At 72.0% G+C, this 24,247-nt stretch carries 28 protein-coding genes; 12 read left to right on the top strand and 16 right to left on the bottom strand.

Annotation, left to right across the window (positions count from 1 at the left end):
- The first annotated feature begins 626 nt into the window (after positions 1–626).
- Entirely contained in the window at positions 627–1,391 is a 765-nt protein-coding gene (locus tag ACGFIE_RS20170) for a hypothetical protein (RefSeq protein WP_393296631.1), read from the top strand.
- A gap of 273 nt (positions 1,392–1,664) precedes the next feature.
- On the opposite strand, the gene ACGFIE_RS20165 is transcribed toward ACGFIE_RS20170, so the two are convergent.
- The gene (locus ACGFIE_RS20165) at positions 1,665–2,651 is read right to left on the bottom strand and encodes a pirin family protein (RefSeq protein ID WP_393296629.1); all 987 of its coding nucleotides are present in this window, start codon (positions 2,649–2,651) and stop codon (positions 1,665–1,667) included.
- An 11-nt stretch (positions 2,652–2,662) separates the two neighbouring features.
- Positions 2,663–3,145: a MarR family winged helix-turn-helix transcriptional regulator gene (locus tag ACGFIE_RS20160; protein WP_393296627.1), complete on the bottom strand. Its 483-nt coding sequence runs from the start codon at positions 3,143–3,145 to the stop codon at positions 2,663–2,665.
- Positions 3,146–3,302: 157 nt separating this feature from the next.
- Between ACGFIE_RS20160 and ACGFIE_RS20155 the strand changes: the two genes are divergently transcribed.
- Positions 3,303–3,863 carry a GNAT family N-acetyltransferase gene (locus tag ACGFIE_RS20155; protein ID WP_393296625.1) on the top strand — a complete coding sequence of 187 codons (561 nt, stop codon included), beginning with the start codon at positions 3,303–3,305 and terminating at the stop codon, positions 3,861–3,863.
- Here the strand turns inward: ACGFIE_RS20155 and ACGFIE_RS20150 are convergent.
- Positions 3,853–4,341 carry an FBP domain-containing protein gene (locus ACGFIE_RS20150; protein WP_393296623.1) on the bottom strand — a complete coding sequence of 163 codons (489 nt, stop codon included), beginning with the start codon at positions 4,339–4,341 and terminating at the stop codon, positions 3,853–3,855. The genes ACGFIE_RS20155 and ACGFIE_RS20150 overlap by 11 nt on opposite strands.
- Before the next feature lie 60 nt (positions 4,342–4,401).
- Here ACGFIE_RS20150 and ACGFIE_RS20145 point away from each other — a divergent pair, with 60 nt between their 5' ends.
- Positions 4,402–4,971, top strand: coding sequence for a WHG domain-containing protein (locus tag ACGFIE_RS20145; protein WP_363687517.1), 570 nt, complete (start codon positions 4,402–4,404; stop codon positions 4,969–4,971).
- A gap of 70 nt (positions 4,972–5,041) precedes the next feature.
- On the opposite strand, the gene ACGFIE_RS20140 is transcribed toward ACGFIE_RS20145, so the two are convergent.
- The gene (locus ACGFIE_RS20140) at positions 5,042–6,049 is read right to left on the bottom strand and encodes a hypothetical protein (protein WP_393296621.1); all 1,008 of its coding nucleotides are present in this window, start codon (positions 6,047–6,049) and stop codon (positions 5,042–5,044) included.
- A gap of 94 nt (positions 6,050–6,143) precedes the next feature.
- Here ACGFIE_RS20140 and ACGFIE_RS20135 point away from each other — a divergent pair, with 94 nt between their 5' ends.
- Complete coding sequence (locus ACGFIE_RS20135) at positions 6,144–6,548, top strand: winged helix-turn-helix transcriptional regulator (protein ID WP_393296619.1); 405 nt, start codon at positions 6,144–6,146, stop codon at positions 6,546–6,548.
- Complete coding sequence (locus ACGFIE_RS20130; RefSeq protein WP_393296986.1) at positions 6,545–7,132, top strand: DUF1684 domain-containing protein; 588 nt, start codon at positions 6,545–6,547, stop codon at positions 7,130–7,132. The genes ACGFIE_RS20135 and ACGFIE_RS20130 overlap by 4 nt, the downstream gene beginning before the upstream one ends.
- A 46-nt stretch (positions 7,133–7,178) precedes the next feature.
- Here ACGFIE_RS20130 and ACGFIE_RS20125 read toward each other — a convergent pair whose 3' ends face one another.
- Positions 7,179–7,769, bottom strand: a complete 591-nt coding sequence (locus tag ACGFIE_RS20125) for a general stress protein (protein WP_393296617.1) — start codon at positions 7,767–7,769, stop codon at positions 7,179–7,181.
- A 179-nt stretch (positions 7,770–7,948) separates the two neighbouring features.
- Between ACGFIE_RS20125 and ACGFIE_RS20120 the strand changes: the two genes are divergently transcribed.
- Both ACGFIE_RS20120 and ACGFIE_RS20115 read left to right on the top strand, forming a co-directional pair.
- On the top strand, positions 7,949–9,778 hold the full coding sequence (locus ACGFIE_RS20120) for a glycoside hydrolase family 15 protein (RefSeq protein ID WP_393296615.1): 1,830 nt from the start codon (positions 7,949–7,951) through the stop codon (positions 9,776–9,778).
- Positions 9,779–9,831: 53 nt separating this feature from the next.
- On the top strand, positions 9,832–10,332 hold the full coding sequence (locus ACGFIE_RS20115; protein WP_393296613.1) for a metallophosphoesterase family protein: 501 nt from the start codon (positions 9,832–9,834) through the stop codon (positions 10,330–10,332).
- Between the two features lie 9 nt (positions 10,333–10,341).
- Here the strand turns inward: ACGFIE_RS20115 and ACGFIE_RS20110 are convergent, their stop codons facing one another.
- Positions 10,342–10,638, bottom strand: a complete 297-nt coding sequence (locus ACGFIE_RS20110; protein ID WP_393296611.1) for a DUF3072 domain-containing protein — start codon at positions 10,636–10,638, stop codon at positions 10,342–10,344.
- A gap of 13 nt (positions 10,639–10,651) precedes the next feature.
- Here ACGFIE_RS20110 and ACGFIE_RS20105 point away from each other — a divergent pair, with 13 nt between their 5' ends.
- A complete protein-coding gene (locus ACGFIE_RS20105; protein ID WP_393296609.1) occupies positions 10,652–11,611 on the top strand; it encodes an NAD(P)/FAD-dependent oxidoreductase in 960 nt (319 codons plus the stop codon).
- 17 nt (positions 11,612–11,628) lie between these two features.
- On the opposite strand, the gene ACGFIE_RS20100 is transcribed toward ACGFIE_RS20105, so the two are convergent.
- The 3 genes from ACGFIE_RS20100 to ACGFIE_RS20090 all read right to left on the bottom strand — a co-directional run bounded on the left by ACGFIE_RS20100 (position 11,629) and on the right by ACGFIE_RS20090 (position 15,901).
- A complete protein-coding gene (locus ACGFIE_RS20100; RefSeq protein ID WP_393296607.1) occupies positions 11,629–12,918 on the bottom strand; it encodes a cation:proton antiporter in 1,290 nt (429 codons plus the stop codon).
- A 106-nt stretch (positions 12,919–13,024) separates the two neighbouring features.
- Complete coding sequence (locus ACGFIE_RS20095; protein WP_393296605.1) at positions 13,025–13,702, bottom strand: HAD family hydrolase; 678 nt, start codon at positions 13,700–13,702, stop codon at positions 13,025–13,027.
- Between the two features lie 63 nt (positions 13,703–13,765).
- Positions 13,766–15,901: a SpoIIE family protein phosphatase gene (locus ACGFIE_RS20090; RefSeq protein ID WP_393296603.1), complete on the bottom strand. Its 2,136-nt coding sequence runs from the start codon at positions 15,899–15,901 to the stop codon at positions 13,766–13,768.
- Positions 15,902–16,099: 198 nt separating this feature from the next.
- Here ACGFIE_RS20090 and ACGFIE_RS20085 point away from each other — a divergent pair, with 198 nt between their 5' ends.
- Positions 16,100–16,963: a hypothetical protein gene (locus ACGFIE_RS20085; protein ID WP_363687495.1), complete on the top strand. Its 864-nt coding sequence runs from the start codon at positions 16,100–16,102 to the stop codon at positions 16,961–16,963.
- A gap of 89 nt (positions 16,964–17,052) precedes the next feature.
- Here ACGFIE_RS20085 and ACGFIE_RS20080 read toward each other — a convergent pair whose 3' ends face one another.
- A complete protein-coding gene (locus ACGFIE_RS20080; RefSeq protein WP_393296601.1) occupies positions 17,053–17,406 on the bottom strand; it encodes a DUF6401 family natural product biosynthesis protein in 354 nt (117 codons plus the stop codon).
- 194 nt (positions 17,407–17,600) lie between these two features.
- Between ACGFIE_RS20080 and ACGFIE_RS20075 the strand changes: the two genes are divergently transcribed.
- A complete protein-coding gene (locus tag ACGFIE_RS20075) occupies positions 17,601–18,050 on the top strand; it encodes a hypothetical protein (protein WP_393296599.1) in 450 nt (149 codons plus the stop codon).
- Here ACGFIE_RS20075 and ACGFIE_RS20070 read toward each other — a convergent pair.
- Complete coding sequence (locus ACGFIE_RS20070; protein ID WP_039905880.1) at positions 18,047–18,256, bottom strand: hypothetical protein; 210 nt, start codon at positions 18,254–18,256, stop codon at positions 18,047–18,049. The two genes, ACGFIE_RS20075 and ACGFIE_RS20070, sit on opposite strands and share 4 nt — an antisense overlap.
- 157 nt (positions 18,257–18,413) lie before the next feature.
- Between ACGFIE_RS20070 and ACGFIE_RS20065 the strand changes: the two genes are divergently transcribed.
- Entirely contained in the window at positions 18,414–19,781 is a 1,368-nt protein-coding gene (locus tag ACGFIE_RS20065; protein WP_393296597.1) for an MFS transporter, read from the top strand.
- Here the strand turns inward: ACGFIE_RS20065 and ACGFIE_RS20060 are convergent.
- From ACGFIE_RS20060 to ACGFIE_RS20045, 4 genes are all read right to left on the bottom strand, one after another.
- Positions 19,736–19,993 carry a hypothetical protein gene (locus ACGFIE_RS20060; RefSeq protein ID WP_393296595.1) on the bottom strand — a complete coding sequence of 86 codons (258 nt, stop codon included), beginning with the start codon at positions 19,991–19,993 and terminating at the stop codon, positions 19,736–19,738. The two genes, ACGFIE_RS20065 and ACGFIE_RS20060, sit on opposite strands and share 46 nt — an antisense overlap.
- Before the next feature lie 106 nt (positions 19,994–20,099).
- Entirely contained in the window at positions 20,100–20,561 is a 462-nt protein-coding gene (locus tag ACGFIE_RS20055) for an SRPBCC family protein (protein ID WP_363687485.1), read from the bottom strand.
- 52 nt (positions 20,562–20,613) lie between these two features.
- Positions 20,614–21,030 (bottom strand): DUF2795 domain-containing protein, encoded by a 417-nt coding sequence (locus ACGFIE_RS20050; protein ID WP_393296593.1) that lies wholly within the window; start codon positions 21,028–21,030, stop codon positions 20,614–20,616.
- Positions 21,031–21,121: 91 nt separating this feature from the next.
- Positions 21,122–22,108, bottom strand: coding sequence for a YihY/virulence factor BrkB family protein (locus ACGFIE_RS20045; RefSeq protein WP_393296591.1), 987 nt, complete (start codon positions 22,106–22,108; stop codon positions 21,122–21,124).
- Between the two features lie 226 nt (positions 22,109–22,334).
- On the opposite strand from ACGFIE_RS20045, the gene ACGFIE_RS20040 reads away from it, so the two are divergent.
- On the top strand, positions 22,335–22,736 hold the full coding sequence (locus tag ACGFIE_RS20040) for a ChaB family protein (protein ID WP_393296589.1): 402 nt from the start codon (positions 22,335–22,337) through the stop codon (positions 22,734–22,736).
- Positions 22,737–22,791: 55 nt separating this feature from the next.
- Here the strand turns inward: ACGFIE_RS20040 and ACGFIE_RS20035 are convergent, their stop codons facing one another.
- Positions 22,792–24,225 carry an aldehyde dehydrogenase family protein gene (locus ACGFIE_RS20035; RefSeq protein WP_393296587.1) on the bottom strand — a complete coding sequence of 478 codons (1,434 nt, stop codon included), beginning with the start codon at positions 24,223–24,225 and terminating at the stop codon, positions 22,792–22,794.
- Positions 24,226–24,247: the final 22 nt, after the last annotated feature.

Below are 24,247 nucleotides of genomic sequence, written 5' to 3'. Positions count from 1 at the left end.
AGCCGGTTACGGCTCCGGCGCCTTGATCGTCTCCAGATCGCCGATGTGAGGGCTTCCTCGCCACGAGATGCCCCCACATCGCCGACCTGTTGTGGATCACTTGTGCGACAAGTAGACCGCTCACCCAGTTCGCCGACAACCCTCCGTGTGCCGGATCTGTGTCCGATGATCTACGGCAGTCGCCGCCTCGGCCTACTGGTCTGGCTTCGACGATAATTGACAAGGATTACGAAGGCGAGCAGGCCGAGGCCGACGATGCCAGGTGGTCCGAACCAACCGTCGAAGCCGCTCAGCGTGAGAAACCCAAATCCCACACCAACGCCGACGCAAGACCATCCGTACTGAGAGACGGACTGACGACGTAGTTCTCGTTGTGGGGCTTGACCGGTGACAAGCACGACCACACCCCACGTAGTGGTTAGCACAGCCATGATGCTGCAAATCCACGAATTGATCCCACCCATCACGCCCTCCAGCGCTTGAGATTCGGGCGACCAGCAGCTATGTGGTTAGCCACTTGTAGCACAGTACCGAGCCTGGCTAACTCGTTGCGGCTTCCAGCCATCCCCTCGGCCTTCGTCACCGCAAGCAAATGCAACCAGGCCGTCTCCCACGGCAGTGCCGTCGTGGCAGACAACTACAGTGAGGCCGCAACGTCTGACGAGGTCTCCCTCGATGCCGAAGTCAGTGATCGCCTAGGAGGATCGATGTCAAGCCCACCTCATCCGACGCTCAGGACGTTGTCCATGGCGGCGGGCTTGACGGTCTTCATGTCCCTGTTCACCGGCTGCACTGCTGGTGAGCAGGGGCAGCGCGATCCAGAAGCGCCGGGGGCCGCCGCGAGCGTGGACGCGGCCTGCGGCAAGAGCGCGGAACTGCCCGACGAGAGCATCCTCAAGGAGAGGGAAATCTGGAAGAGCGGGGACGGCACCTTCGGTCGCTCCGTCAGCTTCGTTTCCCTGCCCAAGGGTATTTGCGAGGTCGGCAGCCCTACGGCTCTTGAGCGGTTTGACTGCCAAGTCTTTCCTTGGAGCGCGACCACGGACCGAGACGAGTCGCTGTTCGCGCTTGGTGCTTCGAGGTGGGGCAGTGTCACGTACGAGAACAAGGGCGGCGCGAGCATCGTGCGCGAGTACATCTTCACGTACGAGGCAGGTTCCAAATTCCCGGAGATCTATCGCCAAGCTGCACGTCATTGTGGCGCCACGACAAACGTGACGGTTAACGGGAAGCCGTCAGATCTGCTGATGATCAGCGGAGACACGCAACGCCTACTAATAGTCGATGAATGGCATATTGTTGCCGTCGAGTCGAAGCGTGGGGATGAGACCGTGAAACCGGTAGCGGAAATCGCCAGCGCGGCTCTGCATAATTCCCTGATACTGAGGTGATCTCAACAAGGATCTGGGCGTGATTCGGGAAAGCGCGGGCGTAGCGCGACTCACCAAGGGTGTCGCGCTGTGTCACCATCGCTCATCGCCGGGGCGGGCACGCTGCGGCTGCCTCCATCTGTGCCGATTCGCCGTCTGCGGGCTTGCTGGACCAGATCGCGACATCGACCTGACCGACACGGTGGTCACCGCCGACCCGATGGCCCCGCCTTCTGATTCAGTGCTACGCGGAAGGCCCCCGGAACGAACCGGGGGCCTTTCGCATGATCGGGGTCAGGGGCGCGGGCCCTGGCCGTTGGTGTGCGGCACCCGCTCGGTGGGGATGACGCCGAGTCGGCCGGCCTTGAAGTCCTCGAACGCCTGGAGCAGCTCGTCGCGGGTGTTCATCACGAACGGGCCGTACTGCGCCACCGGCTCCCGGATGGGCTGACCACCCATGATGTAGAGGTCCAGCGCGGGCGCGTTGCTGTCCTGCTCGCGGTCCGCGCCGAAGCGCAGCGCGTCGCCCGGACCGTGCACCGCGAGCTGACCGGTGCGCACCGGACGGCGCTCGACACCGACGGTGCCGCGCCCGCCCAGCACGTACACCAGCGCGTTGAAATCGGGCCGCCAGGGCAGGTCGACCTGGGCGCCCGGCTGCACGGTGACGTGGGTGATGGTGATCGGCGTGAAGGTCGACCCCGGGCCCCGGTGCCCGGCGATCTCACCGGCGATGACCCGGACCAGCGCGCCGCCGTCCGGCGTGGTGAGCAGCGCCGACTCGCCGCCGCGGATGTCCTGGTAGCGGGGCGGGTTCATCTTGGCCGAGCGGGGCAGGTTGACCCAGAGCTGCGTGCCGTGGAAGAGCCCGCCGCTGACCACCAGGTGCTCCGGCGGGGCCTCGATGTGCAGCAGGCCGCTGCCCGCCGTCATCCACTGGGTGTCGCCGTCGGTGATGGTCCCGCCGCCACCCTGCGAGTCCTGGTGGTCGAAGATGCCGTCGATGATGTACGTGACGGTCTCGAAGCCGCGGTGCGGGTGCCACGGGGTGCCCTTCGGCTCGCCCGGCGCGTAGTCCACCTCGCCCATCTGGTCGAGGTGGATGAACGGGTCCAGGTCGGCCGTCGACACCCCGGCGAAGGCCCGGCGGACGGGGAAGCCCTCTCCCTCGAAGCCGCTGGGCGCGGTGGTCACCGTGCGGACCTTGCGGAAGGTGGTGGACTCGTCGAGCTTGGGCAGGCGGGGCAGGACGAGGACGTTGTCAACGGTGATCGCGGGCATCGGGAGGCTCCTTAACTTGTGGCGTGGGTGCTCGACGTGGTCCGGGCCGCCCGTAGGCGGGTGCCGAGCCGGTCGAAGACCCGGGTGAGGCAGGCGACCTCGGCGTCGTCGAGGTCGTCCATCAGATGGGTACGCACCGACGCCAGATGGTGGGGTGCGGCTTCGGACAGGGTGAGCAGCCCGGCGGCGGTGAGCACGGCCTCGCTGCCGCGTCGGTCGTCCGGGCAGGCCTCCTTGCTCACCAGTCCGCGGCGCTGCATGGAGGAGATCTGGTACGTGAGTCGGCTGGGGGAGAAGACCAGCCGGCCGGCCAGCTCGCCCATCCGCAGTCGTTGCCCCGGCGCCTCGGAGAGCAGGACCAGCACGTGGTAGTCGGCGAAGGTGAGGTCGCTGTCGGCGCGCAGGTCGTCTTCCAACTGGGTGAACAGGCGCTGGCTGGCCTCGATGTAGGCGCGCCAGGCGGCCGCTCGGCTGCTGTCCAGGCTCTCTGTCACGCTCACGACGATAGCACTAGTTAAAAATTCAACTAGTGTGGTTGAGCGTCTCCTGCATCACGTCTGTCCGCTTGACGGCGCGCTTCGTCCAGCTTTGAAGGAAGCACGGAAGAATCGGGCGGCGGGGCCGGAGCGGTGTGTGCCAGACTCCGGCCTCGTGGAACACGTGGAACTCGCCGCCGCCGACCTGCTGCTGCGCCCGTGGCGGGAGGCGGACGCCCCGGCGGTGCGCGACGCCCTGAACGACCCCGCCATCGCCCAGTGGAACCCCCAGGGCGGCGGCCCGATCGACGACCAGGCCGCCCTGCTCTGGGTACGCCGCCGGGGCGACTGGTCGGGCGGTGACCACGCGTCCATGGCGGTTGTCGACGCCGCCGAGGGGAAACTGCTCGGCTCGGTGTCGCTGCATCACATCCACCACGGCGACGCCTCCATCGGCTACTGGACGATGCCGGCGGCACGCGGGCGCGGGGTGGCCACGCGTGCCGTCGTCCGGCTCACCGACTGGGCCTTCGGTGACCTGCGGCTGCACCGGGTGGAGCTGTGCCACGCCGTGGCCAACGCGGCCTCCTGCCGCGTCGCCGACCGGGCCGGCTACCTCGCGGAGGGGACGTTGCGCGAGTCGTACCAGTACGGTGACGGCCTCCGCTACGACGAGCACCTGCACGCCCGCCTGGCCACCGACCGCCCGGGGCCGACCCCGACCGTCAATCGGTGATCTTGCGGAGGAAGGCCGTCAGGGTGGCCCGGGTGCGCTCGATCTTCTCCTCCACGGACAGCGTCTCGTGCATCCGTGGCCCGGCGTGCTTCCTGCCTCGCAGGTAGAGCGAGCAGGCCAGGTCCGAGCAGACGTACGCGCCCACGGAGTTGCCCTGCCGGCCGTCCCGGCCGGCCTTGCGGGCCGTCATCAGCGAGACGCCGTCGCCGGTGTGCGTGGTCAGGCAGAACGAGCACATGCTCCGCCGGACCCGCCCGGTCTGCTGGGTCGCGACCCGCAGCGCGACCCCGACGAGCCCGCCCTCGGAGTTGGCGACCAGATAGGCCCGCTGCGGCGCGGCGGGATCCCGCCAGCCGAGAAAGTCGAGGTCGTCCCAGGGGCGCAATTCAAGATCATTTGGTATGGCCATCCGCTTGGCCTCGCCCTGCGTGCAGTTGACGAAGGACGCGCGGATGGCGGACTCGGTGAGGGCTAGCATAGGTAGTAGCCTAGCTCGCCTAGGCAAACGATTATCAAGACTAGATTCGGGGTGTACGGAGTGACACGTGCGGGGCTCACCGCCGAGCGACTGACCCAGGCGGCCGCCGAGCTGGCCGACGAGGTGGGCGTCGAGAACGTCACGATCGCGGCGCTCGCGCGGCATTTCGGGGTCAAGGACGCGAGCCTGTACTTCCACCTCCGCAACGCTCACGACCTGCGGGTCAGGCTCGCCGTGCTGGCGCTCGCCGAGCTGGCCGACCGGGTCGCCGAGGCACTCGCCGGCCGGGCCGGCAAGGACGCGCTTGTCGCCTTCGCCAACGCCTATCGGGACTACGCGCGCCAGCACCCGGGCCGGTACGCGGCGATGCAGATCGACCTCGATCCCGAGACGGCCGCCGCGAGCGCGGGCGTCCGGCACGCCGAGATGACCCGGGCGATCCTGCGCGGCTACCACCTCTCCGAGCCGGACCAGACCGACGCCGTCCGGATGATGCACAGCACGTTCCACGGCTTCGTGAGCCTGGAGCGGACCGGCGGGTTCCGCCACACGCCGCGTCCGACGGACGATTCCTGGGCGCGCGCCCTCGACGCCCTCGACGCCGTCCTGAGCAACTGGCCGGCGCGGTGACGAGCGGGCGGGCACGACCTGCGTGCCCGCCCGGTCCGTACTCGGGCGCCCGCGCAGCTCACCCGGGCGGTCATCGTCCGACCTCCGCGGTGAGCGGGCGTCGCTGCGCGGCTCGCTGTCGGAGCAGGACGAGGCCCAGCCCCGCCAGGAACCAGGCGGCGAGGACGCCGAGGGGCGCCAGCGTGTGTGAGCCGTTGAAGTAACCGAAGTTGTTGACCGCGCGTACGGCCGCGCCCGGGGGGAGCTTCGCCGAGATCGCCTGTGCCCATCCCGGCAGCAGGTCGACGCCTATCGTCGCTCCGCTCGTCGCGTTGCCGATGGTGGTGAGGGTGAGCACGGCGAGCGCGATACCGATCGGGCCGAGCCAGGCCCCGAGGGCCTTCGTCGTGAAGGCGCTCGCGGCGGACAGCAGGATGAGCGACAGGGCCAGCAGCGGGAACGGTGCCGTCAGTGAGCCGTAGACCGGGCCGGCGACAGTGGCCGCGACCACGCCGATCACGACCGCGAATCCGCCCATCGCGTAGAGCCGGTGACGCAGGCGTACCAACGTGGCGGCCGCGGTGAGCCCCTGCGCGAGGACGAACGACGAGAGAGTGACCCCGAACACCACGTAGAAGGCGGACAGCCCACGGCTGTCGTAGCTCGCCAGCGGCACGATGTCGTTCTCCTGGACGCTCATGCCAGCCTGCCTGCCGAGGCCGGCGACGAGTTGCCGGGCGGCGCCGCTCTCACTGAACCCGCTCGCGCCGGCGTAGTCGAGCGTCAGCGTGTCGCGGGAGGTCCCGCTGAGCACCGCGACGGCGTCGCCGTCGTGGACCAGGGCCTTTCCGGCCTCGACGCTGCTCACCTGTGTGACGGCGACGGCGTCGCCGAAACCCCCGTGGGCGATGGTGACCAGCTGATCGCCGACCACCGCGATCGGCAGGCGGCTCGGCGCGGGATCGCGTTGCAACCCGACGTAGACGGCGATGAACGCCGTACCGATGATCAGGCCGGTGAGCACGAGCGAGATCCACGCTCGGCGCTGCGTGGTGACGGGCGTTCCCGCCTCGGTGGATGGATCGGTCGGCGACGTCATGGGTGCTTCCTCGGGTAATGTGGTTTGAATGTCCAACCAGACGAACCGTAGCACCGACGGTTTGAAATCCAAACCATCGCGGGACACTCTCGCTGTGGCGCTCGACGCAGTCAACGACAGGTGGTCGCTGCACATCGTGCGAGCGCTCGCCTTCGGGGCCTCCCGGTACACCGAGATCCTGCGCGCGGTCGGCGCTCCCCGGGACGTCCTCGCCGCGCGGCTGCGGAAGCTCGCCGAGACCGGCATCCTGCGGGCGCGATCGACCGAGGACGGCAAGGTCGCGGGGTACGAGCTCACGCAGAAGGGCCGGGATCTGGGGCAGGTCATCCTCGTGCTCAAGCGCTGGGGTGACACGTACAGCGATGGTGACGTGCCCACTGTCGACTTCATCCACGATGTCTGCGGTGAGGTGTTCGTCGCGGAAGTCCGTTGCCAGGCGTGCGGCAGGCCCCTCCGGTCCGGAGAGTTGTCACTCGATCAGGAGTCCGAAGGATGCTGACCGATCTTGAGCTGGCCGACTGGCGAGAGCGGGTGGCCCGGCTGTACCTGTCCGACGTCGACCTGGCCGGCTTCCGCGCCGGCCGCGACGAACTCTTCGCCACCCACCCGCAGAGCCCGATCCCGCCGGCCGAGCGGCCCGGCTTTGCCGGAGTGCGGTATTTCCCGCCCAACCCCGAGGCGGTGGTCGAGGCGCCGCTGCGACCGGCCAGCGGTGAGCTGCGGGTGGACACCGGAGGCCCGGACGGGGTCGTCGCGTACCGGCGGGTCGCGGTGGCCGAGACGCCGTGGGGGCCGCTGACGCTGTGGTGGATCGAGGCGTACGGGGGAGGGCTGTTCGTGCCGCTGCGCGACGGCACCTGCGGGCGGGAGACATACGGCGGGGGGCGGTACCTCACCGACACGGTGAAGGGCACCTTCGGCCGGGGCGTCGAGCTGCTGCCCGGCGACCGGGTCCGGCTGGACGCCAACTACCTCTACAACCCGAGCTGCGCGTACGACGACCGCTGGGCCTGCCCCCTCGCGCCGCCGGAGAACCGGGTCGACGTGCCGTTGGCCGCCGGCGAGCTGGCGTACCACGACTGACCGGCCGTCCCGGCACGTTGCCGGGACGGCCGGTCGGGCCGGTGGCTCAGCGGGCGTTCGCCGGCGTCGAGCCGGGCACCTGCATCCGGCCCAGCAGTTGCCGGGCCTGGTCGGCGAGCTGCGCGTCGACGGTCACCGCGTACTGGCCGGCGCGCAGCGAGCTGGCCGAGGTGAAGTCGCGTTGTCCGCCGGTCATCGCGTGCGCGACCGCGCCGAACACGGCGCCCCAGATCGCGCCGATGACCAGGCCGACCAGGATCACCGCCAGCCAGTTGCCCACGGTGAAGATGCCGAACAGCAGGCCGATGAAGAGCCCGAACCAGGCGCCGGTGCCGGCGCCGAGCAGGGCCGCGCGGCCGGTGGTCATCCGCCCGAGCACCGTCTCCACGAGAGTGAGGTTCGTGCCGACGATGGCGCTGTGCTCCACCGGGAAGCGGTTGTCGGCCAGGTAGTCGACGACCTTCTGCGCGGACGGATAGTCCGGATACGAGCCGATCGTCACGGTGGGCGGACCGCCCTGCGGGCCGTGCCCGTCCCCGGCCGGCGTCGACAGGCGGCCTGCCGGCCCGGACGGAAGTACGTCGCCACTCTGTGTGCCGGGCCGCCACGCGGCGGCCGGCCCCGAAGCTGAGGTCATGAGCATCCTCCCTCGTCAGCCGACCGCGTTCCCGCATGTGCCGAGCGGTAACGCCCGGTGCCGGGCGGGTGCCGGACCCGGCCCCGGCTCGACAGGCGGCCGTCGGCGGGGCACCGGGCGGCGGCAGGGCGGCGGTGACGGGCGAGGCATGCGCGGGGACGGTCCGGGTAGGCAGGCGGGTGCAGAGCGGACAGATCAGCGACCACGGTTTCCTCGCCGACGGCCGCACGGCGGCGTTGGTGGACCGCGCGGGCTCGGTGAACTGGTGGTGCCCGGGCCGGTTCGACGCCCCGTCGGTGTTCGCGCGGCTGATCGGTGAGGACGCCGGACACTGGTCCATCTGCCCGGAGGGGGACTTCACAATCGAACGCTGCTACCTCGACGGCACGCTGGTGCTGCGGACCGTCTTCCGCACCGCCCAGGGCGAGGTGGAATTGACCGACGCGCTCGCCCTGGAGCCCGGCGCGCGCGAGCACGAGATCGGAATGCGCTCACCCCAGGTGCTGGTCCGCAGCGTGCGGGGCCTGGCCGGTGAGGTGCCGATGCGGGTGCACTACCGACCCCGCTTCGAGTACGGGCGCACCACACCGTTCCTCGTCGAGCGGGGCGGGGCCCTGGAGGCCGTCGGCGGGGCCAGCCGGCTCACGCTCGCCAGCGCTGCGCCGCTCACCTGCGGCGACGGCGAGGCCACCGGCACGTTCACGGTCCCTGCCGGCACGACCCACAATTTCGCCCTCGGGTACGCCCCGACCTACGACGCCCAGCCGCCGCAGGTGCCCGAGGCCGACCAGACGATCGCCGACACGGTCGAGGGATGGCGCTCCTGGGTCCGGCAGCACGAGTACCACGGGGTCTACGCCGAGCAGGTGCGGCGCAGCGCGCTTGTGGTGCAGGGCATGACGTACCGACCGAGCGGCGCGGTGGTGGCCTCGGTGACCACCTCGCTGCCGGAGAAGCTCGGCGGGGACCGGAACTACGACTACCGCTACGTCTGGGTGCGCGACTTCACCCTGACCCTGCGGGCGCTGTGGCGCACCGCCTGCTACGACGAGGTGCAGCGGCAGTTCACCTGGCTGGGTCGGGCGATGGGCCGGATCGACGAGGAGCCGGTGCCGATCATGTACGGCGTGCTGGGGGAGCGGGACCTCACCGAACACCGCCTGGACCAGCTCGCCGGCTACCGCGACAGCCCGCCGGTGATGATCGGCAACGACGCGTGGCGGCAGCGACAGACCGACATCTACGGTGAGGCGTTGGAGGCCGCCTGGCTGATGCGCGACCGGCTGGAGCCGCTGGAGTTGGACGTCTACCACCTGCTCCGGTCGCTCGTCGACAAGGCGGAGCGGGACTGGAAGCTGCCGGATGCGGGGATGTGGGAGGAGCGCGGCATCCAACGCCACCACGTGTCCTCGAAGGTGCAGTGCTGGGTGGCCCTGGACCGGGCGGTCCGCTTCGGCGAACGGCTCGGTGGGCCGTCGGACGTGGCCCGCTGGGCGGCCGCCCGCGACGAGGTGCGTGCTGAGGTGCTGGACCGGGGATGGAGCGACCGGCTCGGGGCGTACACAGGTAGTTTCGAATCCGAGGACCTGGACGCGTCGGTGCTGATCATGCCGCTGGTGGGGTTCCTGCCGGCCGACGACCCGCGGATGCGCTCGACGATGCGTGCCGTGGAGGAGCGGCTGTCGCACGACGGCCTGCTGCGGCGCTGGGACGGCGACCCGGCGGGATTCGTCATCTGCTCGTTCTGGTTGGTGTGCTGCCTGGCGTTGGCCGGTGAGCGGGACCGGGCGCGCGAGTTGTTCGACGCGCTGGCCGGACGGCTCAACGACCTCGGGCTGTTCGCCGAGCAGATCGACCCGTCGACCGGGGAGCAACTGGGCAACTTTCCCCAGGCGTTCTCGCACATCGGCCTGATCAACGCCGCTGGTGTGCTCAGTGACGTGGAGCAGAACCCGGCGCTGCGCGATCTCGGCATGCCGCCGGCGTACTTCACCCCGATGTCGCGCTGACCGCCCACGAGCGTCCCCGGGTGGACGGACCGGGCTCGGGGGATGATGCCGGCATGAGGCTGGTGCTCACGGCGGACACGCATCTCCCCAAGCGGGCCCGGGATCTCCCGGGGCCGCTGTGGACGGCGATCGAGGCGGCGGACGTGGTGCTGCACGCCGGCGACTGGGTCGACGAGCCGCTGCTGGACGCGATGACCGCCCGCGCGCGGCGGCTCGTCGGCGTGTACGGCAACAACGACGGCCCGGCGCTGCGCGCCCGGCTGCCGGAGGTGGCCCGCGTCGACCTCGACGGGATGCGGGTGGCCGTGGTGCACGAGACGGGCCCTCGCACCGGTCGGGAGCAGCGGTGCGCGGCCCGCTTTCCCGACGTCGACCTGCTGGTCTTCGGCCACTCGCACATCCCCTGGGACAGCGTGGCACCCGGTGGGCTACGCCTGCTCAACCCCGGGTCACCCACCGACCGCCGCTCCCAGCCACACGCCACCTACCTGGAGGCCGAGACAACCGGGGGTCGCCTGACGCGCGTCCGGCTGCACACCCTGCCGCGTCCCTGAGCCGCCGAGCTACTGGCCGCGGCCCGTCTCGGCCTGGAGCTCGTCGATCCGCTTGGACGCCTCGGCCTTGGTCAGGTCGTCCGGCAGCGTCGCGTCCGCCTCGCGGGCCAACGTGGCCAGGTACGACTCCTGGGCCGCCGTCGGCGGCTCGTCGCCGGTGACCCACTCGTCCGGGTCCTTGATCGCGCCACGCGGGTCGGCCTGGTCGTTGTTGCGGTCCGTCATCATCATCACCCTTTCTTCGAACAGGTGTGCCAGTACCCCGATCACCACCGGTTCATGCCCGTCCGCAGCGACTGTCGGCACCTACGATCACCAGATGAGCGTGAACTCCTCGGGCGTGGTGGTGGTCGGGGCGGGCATCGCCGGGGTGGCCTGCGCGGTGGAGCTGGTCCGGGCCGGGGTGCCGGTGCAGGTCCGCGAACGCGGGCACGTCTGCGGCGGCCGGATGGCCAGCAAACGTTTCGACGGCCGCCCCGCCGACACCGGCGCCGCGTACTTCACCGTCAGCGACCCGGACTTCGCCGCCGTGGTCGACGATTGGCGTGCCGCCGACCTCGTCCGGGAGTGGACCGACACCTTCTGGTCGTACGACACGAACGGCCGCCACGACGTGCCCGGTCCGATGCGCTACGCCGCGCCCCGCGGGCTGCGGTCGCTCGTCGAGCACCTGGCCGGGGCGGTGCCGGTGACAGTCGACCGGTTGGTGCTCGCCGTGGAGCCCGGCCCGGCCGTCGACGGCGAGCCGTGCGCGGCGGTCGCGCTGGCCATGCCGGGGCCGCAGGCGGCCCTGCTGCTCGATCCCGCCCTGGCCGACGCCACCCGTGTCGTACAGGCGCAGACCTGGTCACCGGCCCTGGCCGCGGTGCTGCGTTTCCCGTCCCGTCGCTGGCCGCGTTTCCGCGGGGCGTTCGTCAACGACCACCCGGTGCTCAAGCTGGTCTGCGACGACGGCGACCGGCGCGGTGACGACGCGCCGGTGCTGGTGGCGCACACCGTGCCGGAGTTCGCCGCCGGGCACCTGGCCCAGCCCACCGGCGCCGGACCGGCGATCGAGCAGGCCGTCCGGGACCTGCTGGGGCTCACCGAGGAGGCCACCGACGTGCACGTGCACCGCTGGACGTACGCCACGCCGGCCGGTGACGTCACCGGGAACACCCACCACCTCGACGCCGGCGGGATCGGCCTGGCCGGCGACGCGTTCGGCAAGCCCCGTGTGCAGAGCGCCTGGCGCTCCGGTCGCGACCTCGGCCGGGCTCTGGCGGCCCGCCTCGGCTGACCGCCGCTGCCCGCTCCTCAGGAGTGCCCACCGGCGGCGACCGGCTGGGCCTCCCGTTCGGACGGGTCCTCGGTCCGCTCACCCTCCCGGTCCAGCAACTGCATGACCGGGGTCGCCGCGACGCCGTGCACCACCACGGAGACGAGCACCACCAGCCCGACGGTGGCCCACAGCAGCTCCGCCTGCGGAAAGTCCGCCTTGGTGGTGGCGTACGCCAGGTAGTAGAACGAGCCCACGCCGCGGATGCCGAACAGCGAGATCACCCAGTGTTCGGCCGACCGGCCAGGCGCGCCGCGCAGCGACAACCAGCCGAAGGCCGGCCGGACCAGGAAGACCAGCGCCAGCCCGACGGCCGCCGCCGGCCAGGTCAGCGGGCCGAGCAGGCCGCCCACGATCGCGCCACCTAGCAGCAGCAACAGCACCAGGGTGAGCAGCCGCTCGACCTGCTCGGCGAAGTCGTGCAGCACCGAGTGGAACTCGTGGGTCCGTTCGGCGGCCCGGATGGCCCGCGCGGCCACGAACACCGCCAGGAAGCCGTACCCGCCGGCCACCTCCACCAGTCCGTAGGCCAGGAAGGTGGCGGCCAGCGCCAGGAAACCCTCGGCATGCCGGGCCAGTCGGAGCTCGCTCGGTGCGCGGAAGAACAGCTTGCCGAGCAGCCAGCCGATGAGCAGGCCGCCGCCCACACCGACGCCCACCTTCCAGAGCACGTCGACGGTGAACCACTCCGCCAGCCACGCGCGCGGGGCGAGGCTGGTCGAGGCGATCGCGATGGCCGCGTAGACGAACGGGAACGCCAGCCCGTCGTTGAGGCCCGCCTCCGAGGTCAGGGCGAAGCGGACCTCGTCCTCGGAATCCTCCACGTCGGTCGGCTCGCCGACCTGCACGTCGGCGGCGAGAACCGGATCGGTCGGTGCCAGCGCGGCACCCAACAGCAGCGCCGCGGCCGGCACCAGACCGGCCCACCACCACCCGAGCAGCGCCACCGCCGCGATGCACAGTGGCATCGCGATGGCCAGCAGTCGCCAGGTGGACGACCACCGGGCCCAGCTCAACGGCCTGTCGATCTTCAACCCGGCGCCCATCAGGGCGACGATCACCCCGATCTCGGTCAGGTGGGTGGTCAGCTCGGGATGGGCCAGCGGGTCCGGTGTCGGCAGCCCGATCGGCAGGAGGAAGACCAGCATGCCGAGGGCGAGGAACGCGATCGGCATGGACAGCGGACGGTGCTCCAACACCCGGGGCAGGATGCCCGCGAGCAGAGCGCCCACTCCCACCAGCGCGAACGCGACGTCTACCGGCTCCACGAACACCACCTCTCGCCGCACCCGCGCGATGCGGGCAGGTGGCCACAGACCATGCCCCGGAAGACTTCCGGCTATGCGTGCGCGGCGTGGTGAACCGGAGTGAGCCTCACCTCGGCCGGGCGAGCGGGGAATCCGCCAGCGCGGCCAGGAGCGCGGCCGGGTCGTCGTAGACCGCCACCGCGCCGGCGCCGGCGAGTTCCCCCCGGCTGGTGCCGCCGCAGGTCAACCCGACGCACGGGATGTTCAGCTTGCCGGCCGCGGCGACGTCCCAGACCGAGTCGCCGACGAAGACGACACGCTCGGCGGCCAGCCCGGACTGCTCCAGCGCCGCTTCGAGAATGTCCGGTGCCGGCTTGCTCTCCCGCGCGTCCGCCGACGACGTGACGGTGTCCACCACGTCGTCGGCGTTCAGGGCCTGCCGCAGCGCACCCACCTCGTGCTCGGCTGCGGAGGTGGCGAGCACCACCCGCAGCCCTCGCTCGGCGCACGCGCGCAGTAGGTCCCTCGCCCCGGGCAGCGGAGTCAGCCGTTCCCAGTACTCGGTGTAGAGGGTGTCGTGCGCCTCGCGCAGCTTCGGGTCGTCATCGCGGTCGCGTTCCGGGCCGAGCAGGTGGTCCAGCAGCTTGTCCGAGCCCATCCCGATCGAGCGGTGCACGGTCGCCATCGGCACCCGGTGGTCGGCCTGGCGTAGCGCCTCCCACCAGCTCACCGTGTGCAGGTAGGTGGTGTCGACGAGCGTTCCGTCGATGTCGAAGAGGACCCCATGGGGTTGTTCGGTGGCCATGAGCGCACTCCTACCCGGTCTGCGGCCGGCTGATTCGTCCGCGCTCGCCGAGGCCGGACGACCTCAGCCGGGCTCGGCCCGCGGAACGAGAATCTCGAACCAGACCGTGGACCCGCGCACCGACGGGTCGGTGCCCCACGCGTCGCTCAGCTCCTCGATCAGGCCCAGCCCGCGCCCGCGACTGCTCAACGTGTCGGTGCGCGTCCGGGTCACGGTGCCCCGGGTGCCGGAGTCGGCGACCGAGACCAGCAGCCGCTCCGGGCTCAGGTCGATCTCCACGCGGGCGGCCGTGCCGGCGTGCAGCAGCGCGTTTGTGGTCAGCTCGCTCGTGCACAGCACCGCCGCGCCGATCACCGACTCGGGCACCTGCCACTCGGTGAGCTGGCCGGTCATCCAGTGCCGGACCCGGCTGGGCGCGGTCGGCTCGGCAGGCACCTCCATCGCCGCCGACCGGCTCGGCTTGAGCGCGTGCTCGACCGCCAGAACGGCCACGTCGTCCTCGGTGCCGCCGGACACCGCGGCGGTGGCCACGGCGCAGAGGGCACGGGGATCACTGGTGCCGGCCTTGGCGACCGCGTCGCCGAGGGTGTCCAGGCCGGCGGTGAGGCTCTGCCGCCGGCGCTCCACCACCCCGTCGCTGAACAACAGCAGGGTGTCGCCGGGCGGGAACGCGACGGTGACCGTGGTCGGGCGCCCACCCAGCCCCAGCGGGGGACCGGCCGGCAGGTCCACGTACTCGGCGTGCGACCGGCCGTCCGGGGCGCTGCGGCGGATCAGCGGGGCGGGATGACCGGCGCTGGCCAGGGTCAACTCCCGCCGTTCGGCGTCGATGACCCCGAACGCCACGGTGGCGAACAGCTCGAGGGTGCCGGCCTCCGCGCCGAGGCTGGTCACCAGCCGGTCCAGTCCGGCCAGCACCGCGTCCGGCGCGGGGTCGGCCAGGGCCAGCGCCCGCAGTGCCGCCCGCACCTGCCCCATCCGCGCGGCGGCCTGCACGTCGTGCCCGGCGACGTCACCCAACACCACGCCCAGCGCGCCGGTGGGCAGCAGGAACGCGTCGTAGAAGTCACCGCCCGCCGCGTTGCCGTCCACCCCCGGGTCGTAGCGGGCCGCGATGCGCAGCCGGGGCAGGTCGGGGAGGTGCTCCGGCAGCATGCTGCGTTGCAGCAGTTGGGCGGTGCCGTGCTGGGTCTCGAACCGCCGGGCCCGTTCCGCCGCCTGACCGATCAGCTCCGCCGAGGCGGCCAGCAGTGCCCGGTCGGCGGCCGACCAGGAGTGCGGCGCCTGGTAACCGACGGTCAACCCACCCCGGATCACCGACGTGCCCAGCGGCAACACGGCCATCGACCGGATCTTCTGGTCGTGGCGGTCCACTGCCGTCTCGCGCAGCGGCTGCCCGTCGCGGGTGAACGACGGCTCGCCCGAGCGGGCCGCGAGCGCGACCGGGCTCGACCAGTCCGCCGGGGCCCGCCGCCACAGCGGCGGCAACCGTTCGTCGGCCTCGTCCATCAGCTCGCCACGGACCCGGCGCACCATCCGCCAGCCGCCGCCACCCTCGTCGACCACGAAGGCGACCCGGTCGGCGTCGAACGTGGTGATGGTGTGGCGCAGCGCCACCCGAGCCACGTCGTCGAGGGTGAGGGTGCCGGCGAGCGCGGCGGCGACCTCGCTGAGACTCTGCAACTGCTCCGTCACGTGGGTGGTCTCGGCGGCCACCGTCAGGATCCCCACGATCCGCCCGGTGCTGTCCCGGACGGCGGAGTGCCCGCGGGTGAAGACGACAGGCTCGACCACCCCGGAGCTGTCCCGGATCAGGGGGAGCGTGGACTCCTTCTCCAGGAACGGCACACCCTCCCGGTAGGCGCGCTCGATCACGTCACCGAAGCCGGGCAGCGCCCAGACCTCGGCGTACACCTCGGCAGCCGGCCGGCCCAGCGCCGCCGGATGTTTGCTCCCCAGCAACTCGGCATAGCCGTCGTTGTAGAGCAGGACGAGGTCGTCGCCGTACGCCAGGGCCATCGGCATCGGTGAGGCGAGGATCAGCTCGACCACGGCCCGGACCGCCGGATCCCACCTCTCGCGCGGGCCGAGGGCGGTGGCGGACCAGTCGTGGGCGAGCGCGGCGGCCGCACCGGGCCCGGTGGATGCGCCGGGGACCGGAATTGCTGGCGTGGGGACTCGCCCGACCGTTCCTGGCATGTTCGCAGCCTAGCCGGCCGTCGGTCAGCCGCATCCGATCACGTGCACGGGTCGCGGCCGACCCCGGCGCGGTGACTGTTCGGGCAGGTCAGGGCCCCTGTTGGTCGACTTGTCGGAAAAATGGCAGCGAGCCGCGCGGACTGCCGTACCGGTGGCCGGGTATGCGCCCGACGCAGTCCATGCGACAGGAGGGACATCATGCTGAAAACCCTCGCGGTTCGGCAGGCCGACATCGGCGATGCCATCGCCGACACCTGGAGGTCGGTGCTGCTCTTCATCCCGAAGGCAGTGGCCTTCATCGTCATCCTCGTGGTCGGCTGGCTCATCGCCAGAGCGGTCCTCAAGATCGTGGATGCGGTGCTGGAACGGGTGCGCTTCGACCAGGCGGTCGAACGCGGAGGCATCAAACGGGCACTGGAGAGAACGAAGTACGACGCCAGCGACATCCTGGCCAGGCTGGCGTACTACGCCGTCCTGCTGTTCACCCTGCAGTTCGCCTTCGGAGTCTGGGGGCCCAACGCGATCAGTGACCTGATCAGCGGTGTGGTGGCCTGGCTGCCGCGCGCGTTCATCGCGATCGTCATCGTGGTGGTCGCTGCCGCGATCGCCAACGCAGCCCGGGATCTGGTCACCGGGGCGCTGGGCGGGCTCTCGTACGGCAAGGTCCTGGCCGACCTGACGGCGATCTTCATCATCGCGCTCGGCGTGATCGCCGCGCTGAACCAGGTGGGTATCGCCACCACTGTCACCACTCCGGTGCTGATCGCGGTGCTCGCCACGGTCGCCGGCATCCTGATCGTCGGCGTCGGCGGTGGTCTGGTGAAGCCGATGCAGAACCGCTGGGACGGTTGGCTCGACCGGGCCGCCCAGGAAGCCCGGGCGGTGCAGGAGCACCGGCGGGCCAACGCTGCCGGGCGCGGCGACATGGAGCGGCAGATGGCCGACCGTGGCGGCGACCGGACCCAGGCCATGCCCCGGGTCGACGAGCAGTCGACGATGTCCGGTGGACGCGGCACGTACCAGTCCGGTGCGGCCGACGAGAGTCAGCAGTACCGCCCGTAGCGGGGCGCACGGCGCGATCGTGAGGGGGAGGGCGTCCGCGTTACGCGGGCGCCCTCCCCACGTCGCGAGTGGTACGGGGTGACCGCCGGTCAGGAGCGGTCGAGCGAACGGGCCAGCGCGCAGACGGCGACGAGCCGGGCGAGCGGCCACTCCGGCTCGCCCCAGTCCACCGGGCCCCGCGGCGGCGTCCAGCCGTGCTCCAGGGCGGCCGCGCGTACCCCCTCGGCGTAGCCGGCGAGCGTCGCGGCGGTCAACGGCCGCCGGTCGCCGTCCAGGCTGTCCCGGACGGCGGCGGCGTGCTGGTCGACGAGCGCCAGCAGCCCGGGACGGGCGGCGGCGGCGGCGAGGCCGGCGGTGCCCACGGAGACGGTGAGGGCGGCCAGGGAGGAGCGCGCCGACTCGACGGCGGTCCCGCTGGCGGCCAGGTGGTACGGCACACGCATGGTGACCGAGGCTAACCGACAGGTGACCGGGTCGACCTCGGCCGCTCGGCGGGTGTCGCTTGGGCCACTGGACGAGTCGGGGCTGGCCGCGAGGGTTGATCCGGCACAGACGGGGCAGCAGGAGAGCAACGGTGCGGCGCGGCACAGAGCACGGCCGCCGCCGGTGGGACGGCACACCAGCACGGAGGGTGATGATGGGGGAGCGGACGGACGGCCCGGACGAGCGGCACCGGCGGCCGGCGGGGGTCAGCGACGAGACGATCGCGGCGCTGGGCAAGCTCAGCGAGGCGCTGGAGTGCGTGGAACGGGCCCGTGGACACCTGTACTCGTTGCACCAGCTGATCGGGCACGCCGACCTGATGCTCGACGACGCCGTGGAGCAGTTCCGTACGGCCGGCCATCCGCACCTCGCCGACCGGATCGACACCGAACTGCTCGGCCGCAACGTGATCGCCGGCCGTTGGACGTTCCAGATCGTCGAGGACTTCGACGACGGTTACCACGCCTTGTTCCGCGAACTGGACCGGCAGGCCCGGGAGGAGTTGGTGGGCGGGCGGCGTCACCTGTACGAGGCGGAGATGAAGGAGCGCCGCCGTACCCGGGGCCGGCCGGGACACGAGGCCCGGCCAGCCGGCGACGGCTAGTCGCCTGTCGCGTTGGCGGGCCGGCGCCGGGCGGCGTCGTCGGCGATGATCACGGTCGCCACCATGAGCGCGACGCAGAGGCTGAACAGCCAGGAGTCGTCGGAGACGAGCCAGGCCGACACGGGCGCCTGCAGCGCGGCGAGCAGGAAGCCGAGCCAGGCGAGGCGGCGCTGACGCGTGGAGAGGATTCCGGAGCCTTGATGCATCCCGAAATTCTTACGCGAACGGGCTCGATTGCCGTCACCCGATCGGCCGATTCTGGCTGAGCTGTCCGCTTTTTCAACCGTCCGGACACCAGTTCTTGTCGCGACGCACGGGCGGCTCCGACCTTCGGTAGGGTGCGCTGCGGCAGGATGGTTTCCCGTGTCGACCTCGCCCGCGCCGCCCCGCGCCACGCTGCTCCTGCTGGCCTATCTCGCGTTCGTCAGCCTCGGCCTGCCCGACGGGCTGCTCGGCGTCGGCTGGCCGTCGATCCGGGCGGACTTCGGCGTACCCACCGAGGCGGTCGGGTTGCTGCTCACCGCCGGTACGGTCGGCTATCTGGCCTCCAGCGTGCTGGCCGGTTTCACGCTGGCCCGCGTCGGCGTGGGCGCGCTGCTCGCCGGCAGCACCCTGCTGGCCAGCCTGGCGCTTACCGGTTACGCGGTGAGCCCCGGGCTGGCCGTGCTCGTGGGCTGTGCGCTGCTGCTCGGGCTGGGCTCCGGCGCGGTCGACTCCGGTCTCAACGCGTACGCCGCCGGTGCCTTCGGCCCGCGACACATGAACTGGCTGCACGCCTTCTTCGGCCTCGGCGTGGCGATCGGTCCACTGATCATGACGGCGGCGCTCAGCGCCGGGCTGGCCTGGCGGTGGGGGTACGGCATCGTGGCGGGCGCCCAACTCGCCCTCGCCGGCGCGTTCGCGCTCACCGTACGCGCCTGGCAGCGCCGCGCTCCCGCTTCCGAGCCGGGCTTGGGGACGACCGGGGCCGCTCCGGCGGTCCGGGTGCCCGTCCTCGCCACGCTGCGCCTGCCGGCGGTCTGGTCCGGGGCGTTGGCCTTCGCCCTGTACGTGGCCATCGAGGTGTCCGCCGGACTCTGGGCGTTCCTGCTGCTCACCCAGGGACGCGGTCTGAGCGGCGCCGTGGCGGGCGGCTGTGTCTCCGCGTACTGGGGCAGCCTCTTCGTCGGCCGGGTGGTGCAGGGCGTGGTGGCCGAGCGGCTGGGGCCGCGGTTGGTGTTGCGGGTCAGCCTGGGCGGCATGGCCGCCGGCGCGGCGCTGATCGCGGTGCCCGGGTCGGCCGCGCTGGCCGTGCTCGGCCTGGTCGTGGTCGGCTTCGCCGCCGCGCCGGTGTTTCCGTTGCTCACCCTCACCACCGCCGACCGGGTCGGCGCGGCGCACGCCGACCGGGCCATCGGGCTCCAGATCGGCGCCTCCGGTCTGGGCGCGGCGCTCGTCCCCGGCGGGCTCGGCGTGCTGATCAGCAAACTTTCCGTGCAGGTGCTCGGCCCGGCCCTGGTGGTGCTCGCGCTGGCGCTGATCCTGCTCTACGAGCTGGGTGCCCGCCGGCCCGCTGCCGGCAGTGGGCCGGGGCAGACCGGCGCCGCCGGCAGTGGGCCGGGGCAGACCGCCGCCGGGCCGGAGCGGACCGGATCCGGTGCGGCCGGGGCGCCGGCCCAGGCCCGGAGCGCCGCGTCCGACGCGGACTATCCGTTGTCCGGCCCGGTCCGGCCGGTCGTCGACGGGCGGTAGGCGCGCTGGGGGTCGGTCGCCTCCCGTCCGGTGCCCTCGGCCTGACCGTCGCGGTCGGCCGCTGCGGGCCCGTGCCCGAAGGCCGCCTCCTCACCGGCGTCGTTGCCGGTCACGTCGTCGGCCTGCCCGTCGATGCTGGAGCCCGCCACGGCGCGCTCCAACTCCTCCAGCGGAAGCCGTTCCTCGTCGCGCCACACCCTGTCGTCCGTCATGACTACAGCCGTACCCGGGCGCGATGATCGCAAACGGGTGCCGGCCGGGCCGAAACGCCACGACGGCCGCCGGGGAGTCCGGCGGCCATCGTCGTTCGGTACGAGGTCACGGCTGCGGGCGATCCACCTGGCCACGCCAGCCGCCGGTCTCCTGACCGCGCCGCTCGATGAACGTCTTGAACCGCTCCAGGTCGCCCTTGGCCCGCCGGTCGACGATGCCGAGCTTGTCGCCGGCCTGCTCGACCACCCCGTGCGGCTCGAACTCGAGCTGGAGGGTGACCCGGGTCTTGGCCTCGTCCAGGCGGTGGAAGGTCACCACACCCGCCTGCTGGGTGCCGCCCGTGGAACGCCAGGCGACCCGCTCGTCGGGCAACTGCTCGGTGATCTCGGCGTCGAACTCACGCTTCACGCCGGCGATGTCCACCGTCCAGTGGGTCATCGTCTCGGAGAGCTGCCGGACCTCCTGCACGCCCTCCATGAACTGGGGGAACTCCTCGAACTGCGTCCACTGGTCGTACGCGGTGCGGACGGGTACGGCTACCTCGACGTGTTCGGTAACGCCACTCATCAGGAACCCTCCTTCAGTCGCGGGTGAGGATGGGATCGGGGGACGATCCCGCTCACCAGCGGGTTGTCTCGTTCTTGTGCCCGAGCGCCGCCCACACCTCGGAGACCGTCTGGTACTCGGTGCCCTCGGGCAGCCGCTCCAGCGCCGCCACGATGTCGTCCGGCGCCTCGTTCTCGCGGGCGCTGGCGATGAGCACCAGTCGGTCGCCCGGCAGCGCGCTCATCGAGATGAACCGGCCGAGCCGGCTGCGCTGCTCGACGTCCGTGGAACTCATCCCCTGCGGCGTGCCGGTGCGCAGGTCGCCCGCCGGGGCCGTGGTGATCTCCGGCTGGTCCTCGCCGGCCGGTTCCGGCACCCGGGACTCGTCGACCCGAGAGCCGCCGGTCCCCGGCCCCTGAATGAGGCCGCTGACCTCCTGGCTCATCTGCTCGTCGATCCTCGGTCCGTGCTTGCTGTTGCCACGCTCCATGCCTTCTGCGCTACCCGGCACCCCGGCCGCTAAACCGGCACCACGTCACGAACCGGCCCCGGCACCGGACATCCGGGCGGACATCAGGCGTTCAGGAATCGGCCGGCTTCCGTGGCGGCAGCACCGGCTCCTCCGGGTCGGGATCGCCGGCCTGCAACTGCCGGCCGCGCTGCACCTCGGCGTTGATCTGCACGCCCAGCATGAGGGCGGAGTTGGACAGGTAGAGCCAGACCAGGAACGCGATGGCCGCGCCCAGGCTGCCGTAGGTCGTGTCGTACGAGGCGAAGGTGGTCACGTAGAGGCCGAAGCCGAAGGACACCGCCGCCCAGGAGACCAGGGCGACCGCGCCGCCGGGAGTGAGCCAGCGGAAGCGGGGCTGGCGCACGTTCGGGGCGATCCAGAACAGCAGGGACAGCAGCACCATCATGACCAGGGCGAGCACCGGCCACTTCGCCACGCTCCACACCGTCCGGGCCAGGCCACCGGCGTGGATCAGGTCGCCGACCGCGTCGGTGACCGGGCCGCTGACGATCAGCGCGAGGGCGACCACCGCGAGCAGCACCAACGTCACCGCGGCCAGACCGATCTGCACCGGCCGCAGCTTCCAGACCGGCCGGCCCTCGGTCACTCCGTAGATCGCGTTGGAGGCGCGGGTGAACGCCCCGATGAAGCCCGACGCCGACCACAGCGCGCCGAGCAGACCGAAGCTCAGCAGCACCTTGACGTTGCTCTGCTGCACCACCACGGCCCGGATCACCCCGATCATGCCGCCGTCCTTCTCGGCCACCACCGAGCCGGCACCGACCTGCCGGGCGAGGTCGACCACCGTGTCCAGGGTCCGCTCGCCGTCGGAGACCAGACCGACCAGGGCCACCACCACGATGGCGGACGGGAAGAGCGCCAGCACCCCGTAGTAGGTGAGCGCGGCAGCCCAGTCGGAGCAGTTGTCGTTGACGAAGTTCTGCACGCTGCGGACCAGCACCCCGCGCCACGTCCGCCAGCTCAGCTGTCGCATCCGCCGGGGCACCCGCTCGCCCGGCGTGCCGGCGCGCGTCGTACCGGGCTCCGTGGTCGTCATGCCCGCTCCCTGTGCCCCGGCCACCGGATGACCGGTCATCCGGTCGGGCCTGGCCCGGCCGGTACCCGCAGCGGGACATCGACAAACCAGCGCCGACGTCGCCGCGGCGTGCCGGCCCGCCCGCGGGGCGCCCTGGCGTGCCCGTCCCACCCGCGAGACGCTGTGGTTTGCCGTCGCACCCGCGGGGAATCCAGACAGTCACCCTGTCGACACGGAGGAGGACGAGATGCCCGGGCGCGAAGACCTGCCCAGCACGCTGCGGCGCTCTCCGGACAAGGCGCAGCGCACCTGGGAGAAGACACACGACTCGGCGGTGGAGACCTACGGCGAGGGCGAGCGGTCGCACCGCACCGCCTTCGCGGCGGTGAAGCACCAGTTCGAGAAGGTGGGCGACCACTGGGAGCCCAAGGGCCGCAAGGGCCCGAGCGACAGCCAGGCCGCCGGCGGCGGCCCGGAGCGGCGCGCACCCACCGCCGGTGGGGTGGACGCCAACGCCAGCAAGGACCACCTCATGTCGGTGGCCCGCAGGCTGGACGTACCCGGCCGGTCGAGCATGACCAAGCCGGAGCTGGTCACGGCCATCGAGAAGGCCAACGACCGGGCCACGCGCAAGGCTCGCGGCGACTGACCCACCCACAACGTGGTACGGGCGGACGCGCCACCCCTGCGTCCGCCCGTACCGCTCACCAGCGCCCGCCGCCGGGCGCCTCGATGTGCACCGCCTTCGTGGCCGTGAACTCGTCCAGCAGCTCCGGGCCGTACCCGAAGCCCTGCCCGCTGGCCCGGCGCGGATGCGCGGCGCCGCCGGGCGCCCCGCCGAACACCGAGTTGATCTTCACGGTGCCCACCGGCAGCTCCCGCCAGGCCCGCTGCGCATGGCTCATCGACGCGGTCAGCACGGTGGCGGCGAGCCCGTACGGGGAGTCCGCGGCGCAGGTCAACGCCTCGTCGAAGGAGTCGACCACCACCACCGGGGCGACCGGCCCGAACGTCTCCTCCCGGACCAGCACCATGTCGTGCCGGCAGTCGGTGACCACAGTCGCCGGGTAGTACGCCCCGGGTCCGTCCGGCACCTCTCCGCCGGTACGCACCCGCGCGCCGGCCGCCACCGCCGCGCTCACCTGCCCGTGCACGTGGTCGCGGTGCCGCCTGTCGACGAGCGGCCCCAGCTCGGTGCCCGGGTCGCGACCCGGCCCGACCCGTAGGGCGCCGGCGCGTCGCACAAGCGCCGCCACGAAGTCGTCGGCCACCGTCCGGTGGACGTAGATCCGCTCCACCGCCACGCAGATCTGCCCGGCGTTCGCGAACGCGCCGAGCGCGGCCTGCTCCGCCGCCCAGTCCGGGTCGACACCCGCGTCGACGACAAGCGGGTCGCTGCCGCCGTTCTCCAGCAACACCTTCGCGCCGGTACGCGCCGCGGCGGCGGCGATCGTCCGCCCGGTCGCCGTGGAACCGATGTGCGCGACCACGTCCACGTCCTGCGCGGCAAGCGCCGCGCCGACCTCCGCGCCGCCGGTGAGCAGGGACAGCACGCCGGCGGGCAGCGCCCCGTCCAGGGCGCGCGTCAGCAGCCAGCCCGTCGCCGGCGTTCGCTCGCTGGGCTTGTAGAGCACCACGTTGCCGGTGACCAGTGCCGCGCCGAGCAGCCCGCAGGAGACCGCCACCGGGTCGTTCCACGGGGTGAGAGCGGCGACCACGCCCCGCGGCTGCGGAGTCAGGAAGTCCACCGCCTCCAGTGCGCCGTTCAGCGTCCGCCCGCCGCGCAGGGGGGCCAGCTCCGCGTACTGTCGCAGGGTGCCGATGCCCGCCTCGACGCCACCGCGGGCGTCCGCGAGTGGCTTGCCCATCTCCGCGGTGACCGCCGCCGCAAGTTCATCGGTGATCGCCGCGACCGCGTCCGTGGCGCGGTGCAGCATCGCCGCCCGCTCCGCCGGCGCGGTCGCCGCCCACTGCGCAGCCGCGTTCCGGGCCGCCTGGGCCGCCTTGCCGACCTCGTCGGCCGTCGCGATGGGCACCGAACTGACCGGTTCGCCGTCCGCCGGATCGTGGACGACCAGCTCGCCGCCGGCGCCGCCCGCGCCCCACACCCCGCCCACCAGCTGCGCAACCGTGTACATGCGGCGCTGGATGCCCCGGCCC

The sequence above is a fragment of the Micromonospora sp. NPDC049275 genome (assembly GCF_043197115.1).
Lineage (GTDB): Bacteria > Actinomycetota > Actinomycetes > Mycobacteriales > Micromonosporaceae > Micromonospora.
The sequence above is the reverse complement of the archived record's forward strand: the minus strand, read 5'-3'. Positions and strand labels throughout refer to the sequence as shown.

Excerpts from the sequence above, each read along its gene's own strand:
- ACGFIE_RS20165 (WP_393296629.1), bottom strand. The coding sequence starts at position 2,651 with ATGCCCGCGATCACCGTTGACAACGTCCTCGTCCTGCCCCGCCTGCCC.
- ACGFIE_RS20150 (WP_393296623.1), bottom strand. The coding sequence starts at position 4,341 with ATGCTAGCCCTCACCGAGTCCGCCATCCGCGCGTCCTTCGTCAACTGC.
- ACGFIE_RS20140 (WP_393296621.1), bottom strand. The coding sequence starts at position 6,049 with ATGACGTCGCCGACCGATCCATCCACCGAGGCGGGAACGCCCGTCACC.
- ACGFIE_RS20125 (WP_393296617.1), bottom strand. The coding sequence starts at position 7,769 with ATGACCTCAGCTTCGGGGCCGGCCGCCGCGTGGCGGCCCGGCACACAG.
- ACGFIE_RS20115 (WP_393296613.1), top strand. The coding sequence starts at position 9,832 with ATGAGGCTGGTGCTCACGGCGGACACGCATCTCCCCAAGCGGGCCCGG.
- ACGFIE_RS20105 (WP_393296609.1), top strand. The coding sequence starts at position 10,652 with ATGAGCGTGAACTCCTCGGGCGTGGTGGTGGTCGGGGCGGGCATCGCC.
- ACGFIE_RS20095 (WP_393296605.1), bottom strand. The coding sequence starts at position 13,702 with ATGGCCACCGAACAACCCCATGGGGTCCTCTTCGACATCGACGGAACG.
- ACGFIE_RS20090 (WP_393296603.1), bottom strand. The coding sequence starts at position 15,901 with ATGCCAGGAACGGTCGGGCGAGTCCCCACGCCAGCAATTCCGGTCCCC.
- ACGFIE_RS20085 (WP_363687495.1), top strand. The coding sequence starts at position 16,100 with ATGCTGAAAACCCTCGCGGTTCGGCAGGCCGACATCGGCGATGCCATC.
- ACGFIE_RS20080 (WP_393296601.1), bottom strand. The coding sequence starts at position 17,406 with ATGCGTGTGCCGTACCACCTGGCCGCCAGCGGGACCGCCGTCGAGTCG.
- ACGFIE_RS20075 (WP_393296599.1), top strand. The coding sequence starts at position 17,601 with ATGGGGGAGCGGACGGACGGCCCGGACGAGCGGCACCGGCGGCCGGCG.
- ACGFIE_RS20070 (WP_039905880.1), bottom strand. The coding sequence starts at position 18,256 with ATGCATCAAGGCTCCGGAATCCTCTCCACGCGTCAGCGCCGCCTCGCC.
- ACGFIE_RS20060 (WP_393296595.1), bottom strand. The coding sequence starts at position 19,993 with ATGACGGACGACAGGGTGTGGCGCGACGAGGAACGGCTTCCGCTGGAG.
- ACGFIE_RS20055 (WP_363687485.1), bottom strand. The coding sequence starts at position 20,561 with ATGAGTGGCGTTACCGAACACGTCGAGGTAGCCGTACCCGTCCGCACC.
- ACGFIE_RS20050 (WP_393296593.1), bottom strand. The coding sequence starts at position 21,030 with ATGGAGCGTGGCAACAGCAAGCACGGACCGAGGATCGACGAGCAGATG.
- ACGFIE_RS20045 (WP_393296591.1), bottom strand. The coding sequence starts at position 22,108 with ATGACGACCACGGAGCCCGGTACGACGCGCGCCGGCACGCCGGGCGAG.
- ACGFIE_RS20040 (WP_393296589.1), top strand. The coding sequence starts at position 22,335 with ATGCCCGGGCGCGAAGACCTGCCCAGCACGCTGCGGCGCTCTCCGGAC.
- ACGFIE_RS20035 (WP_393296587.1), bottom strand. The coding sequence starts at position 24,225 with ATGTACACGGTTGCGCAGCTGGTGGGCGGGGTGTGGGGCGCGGGCGGC.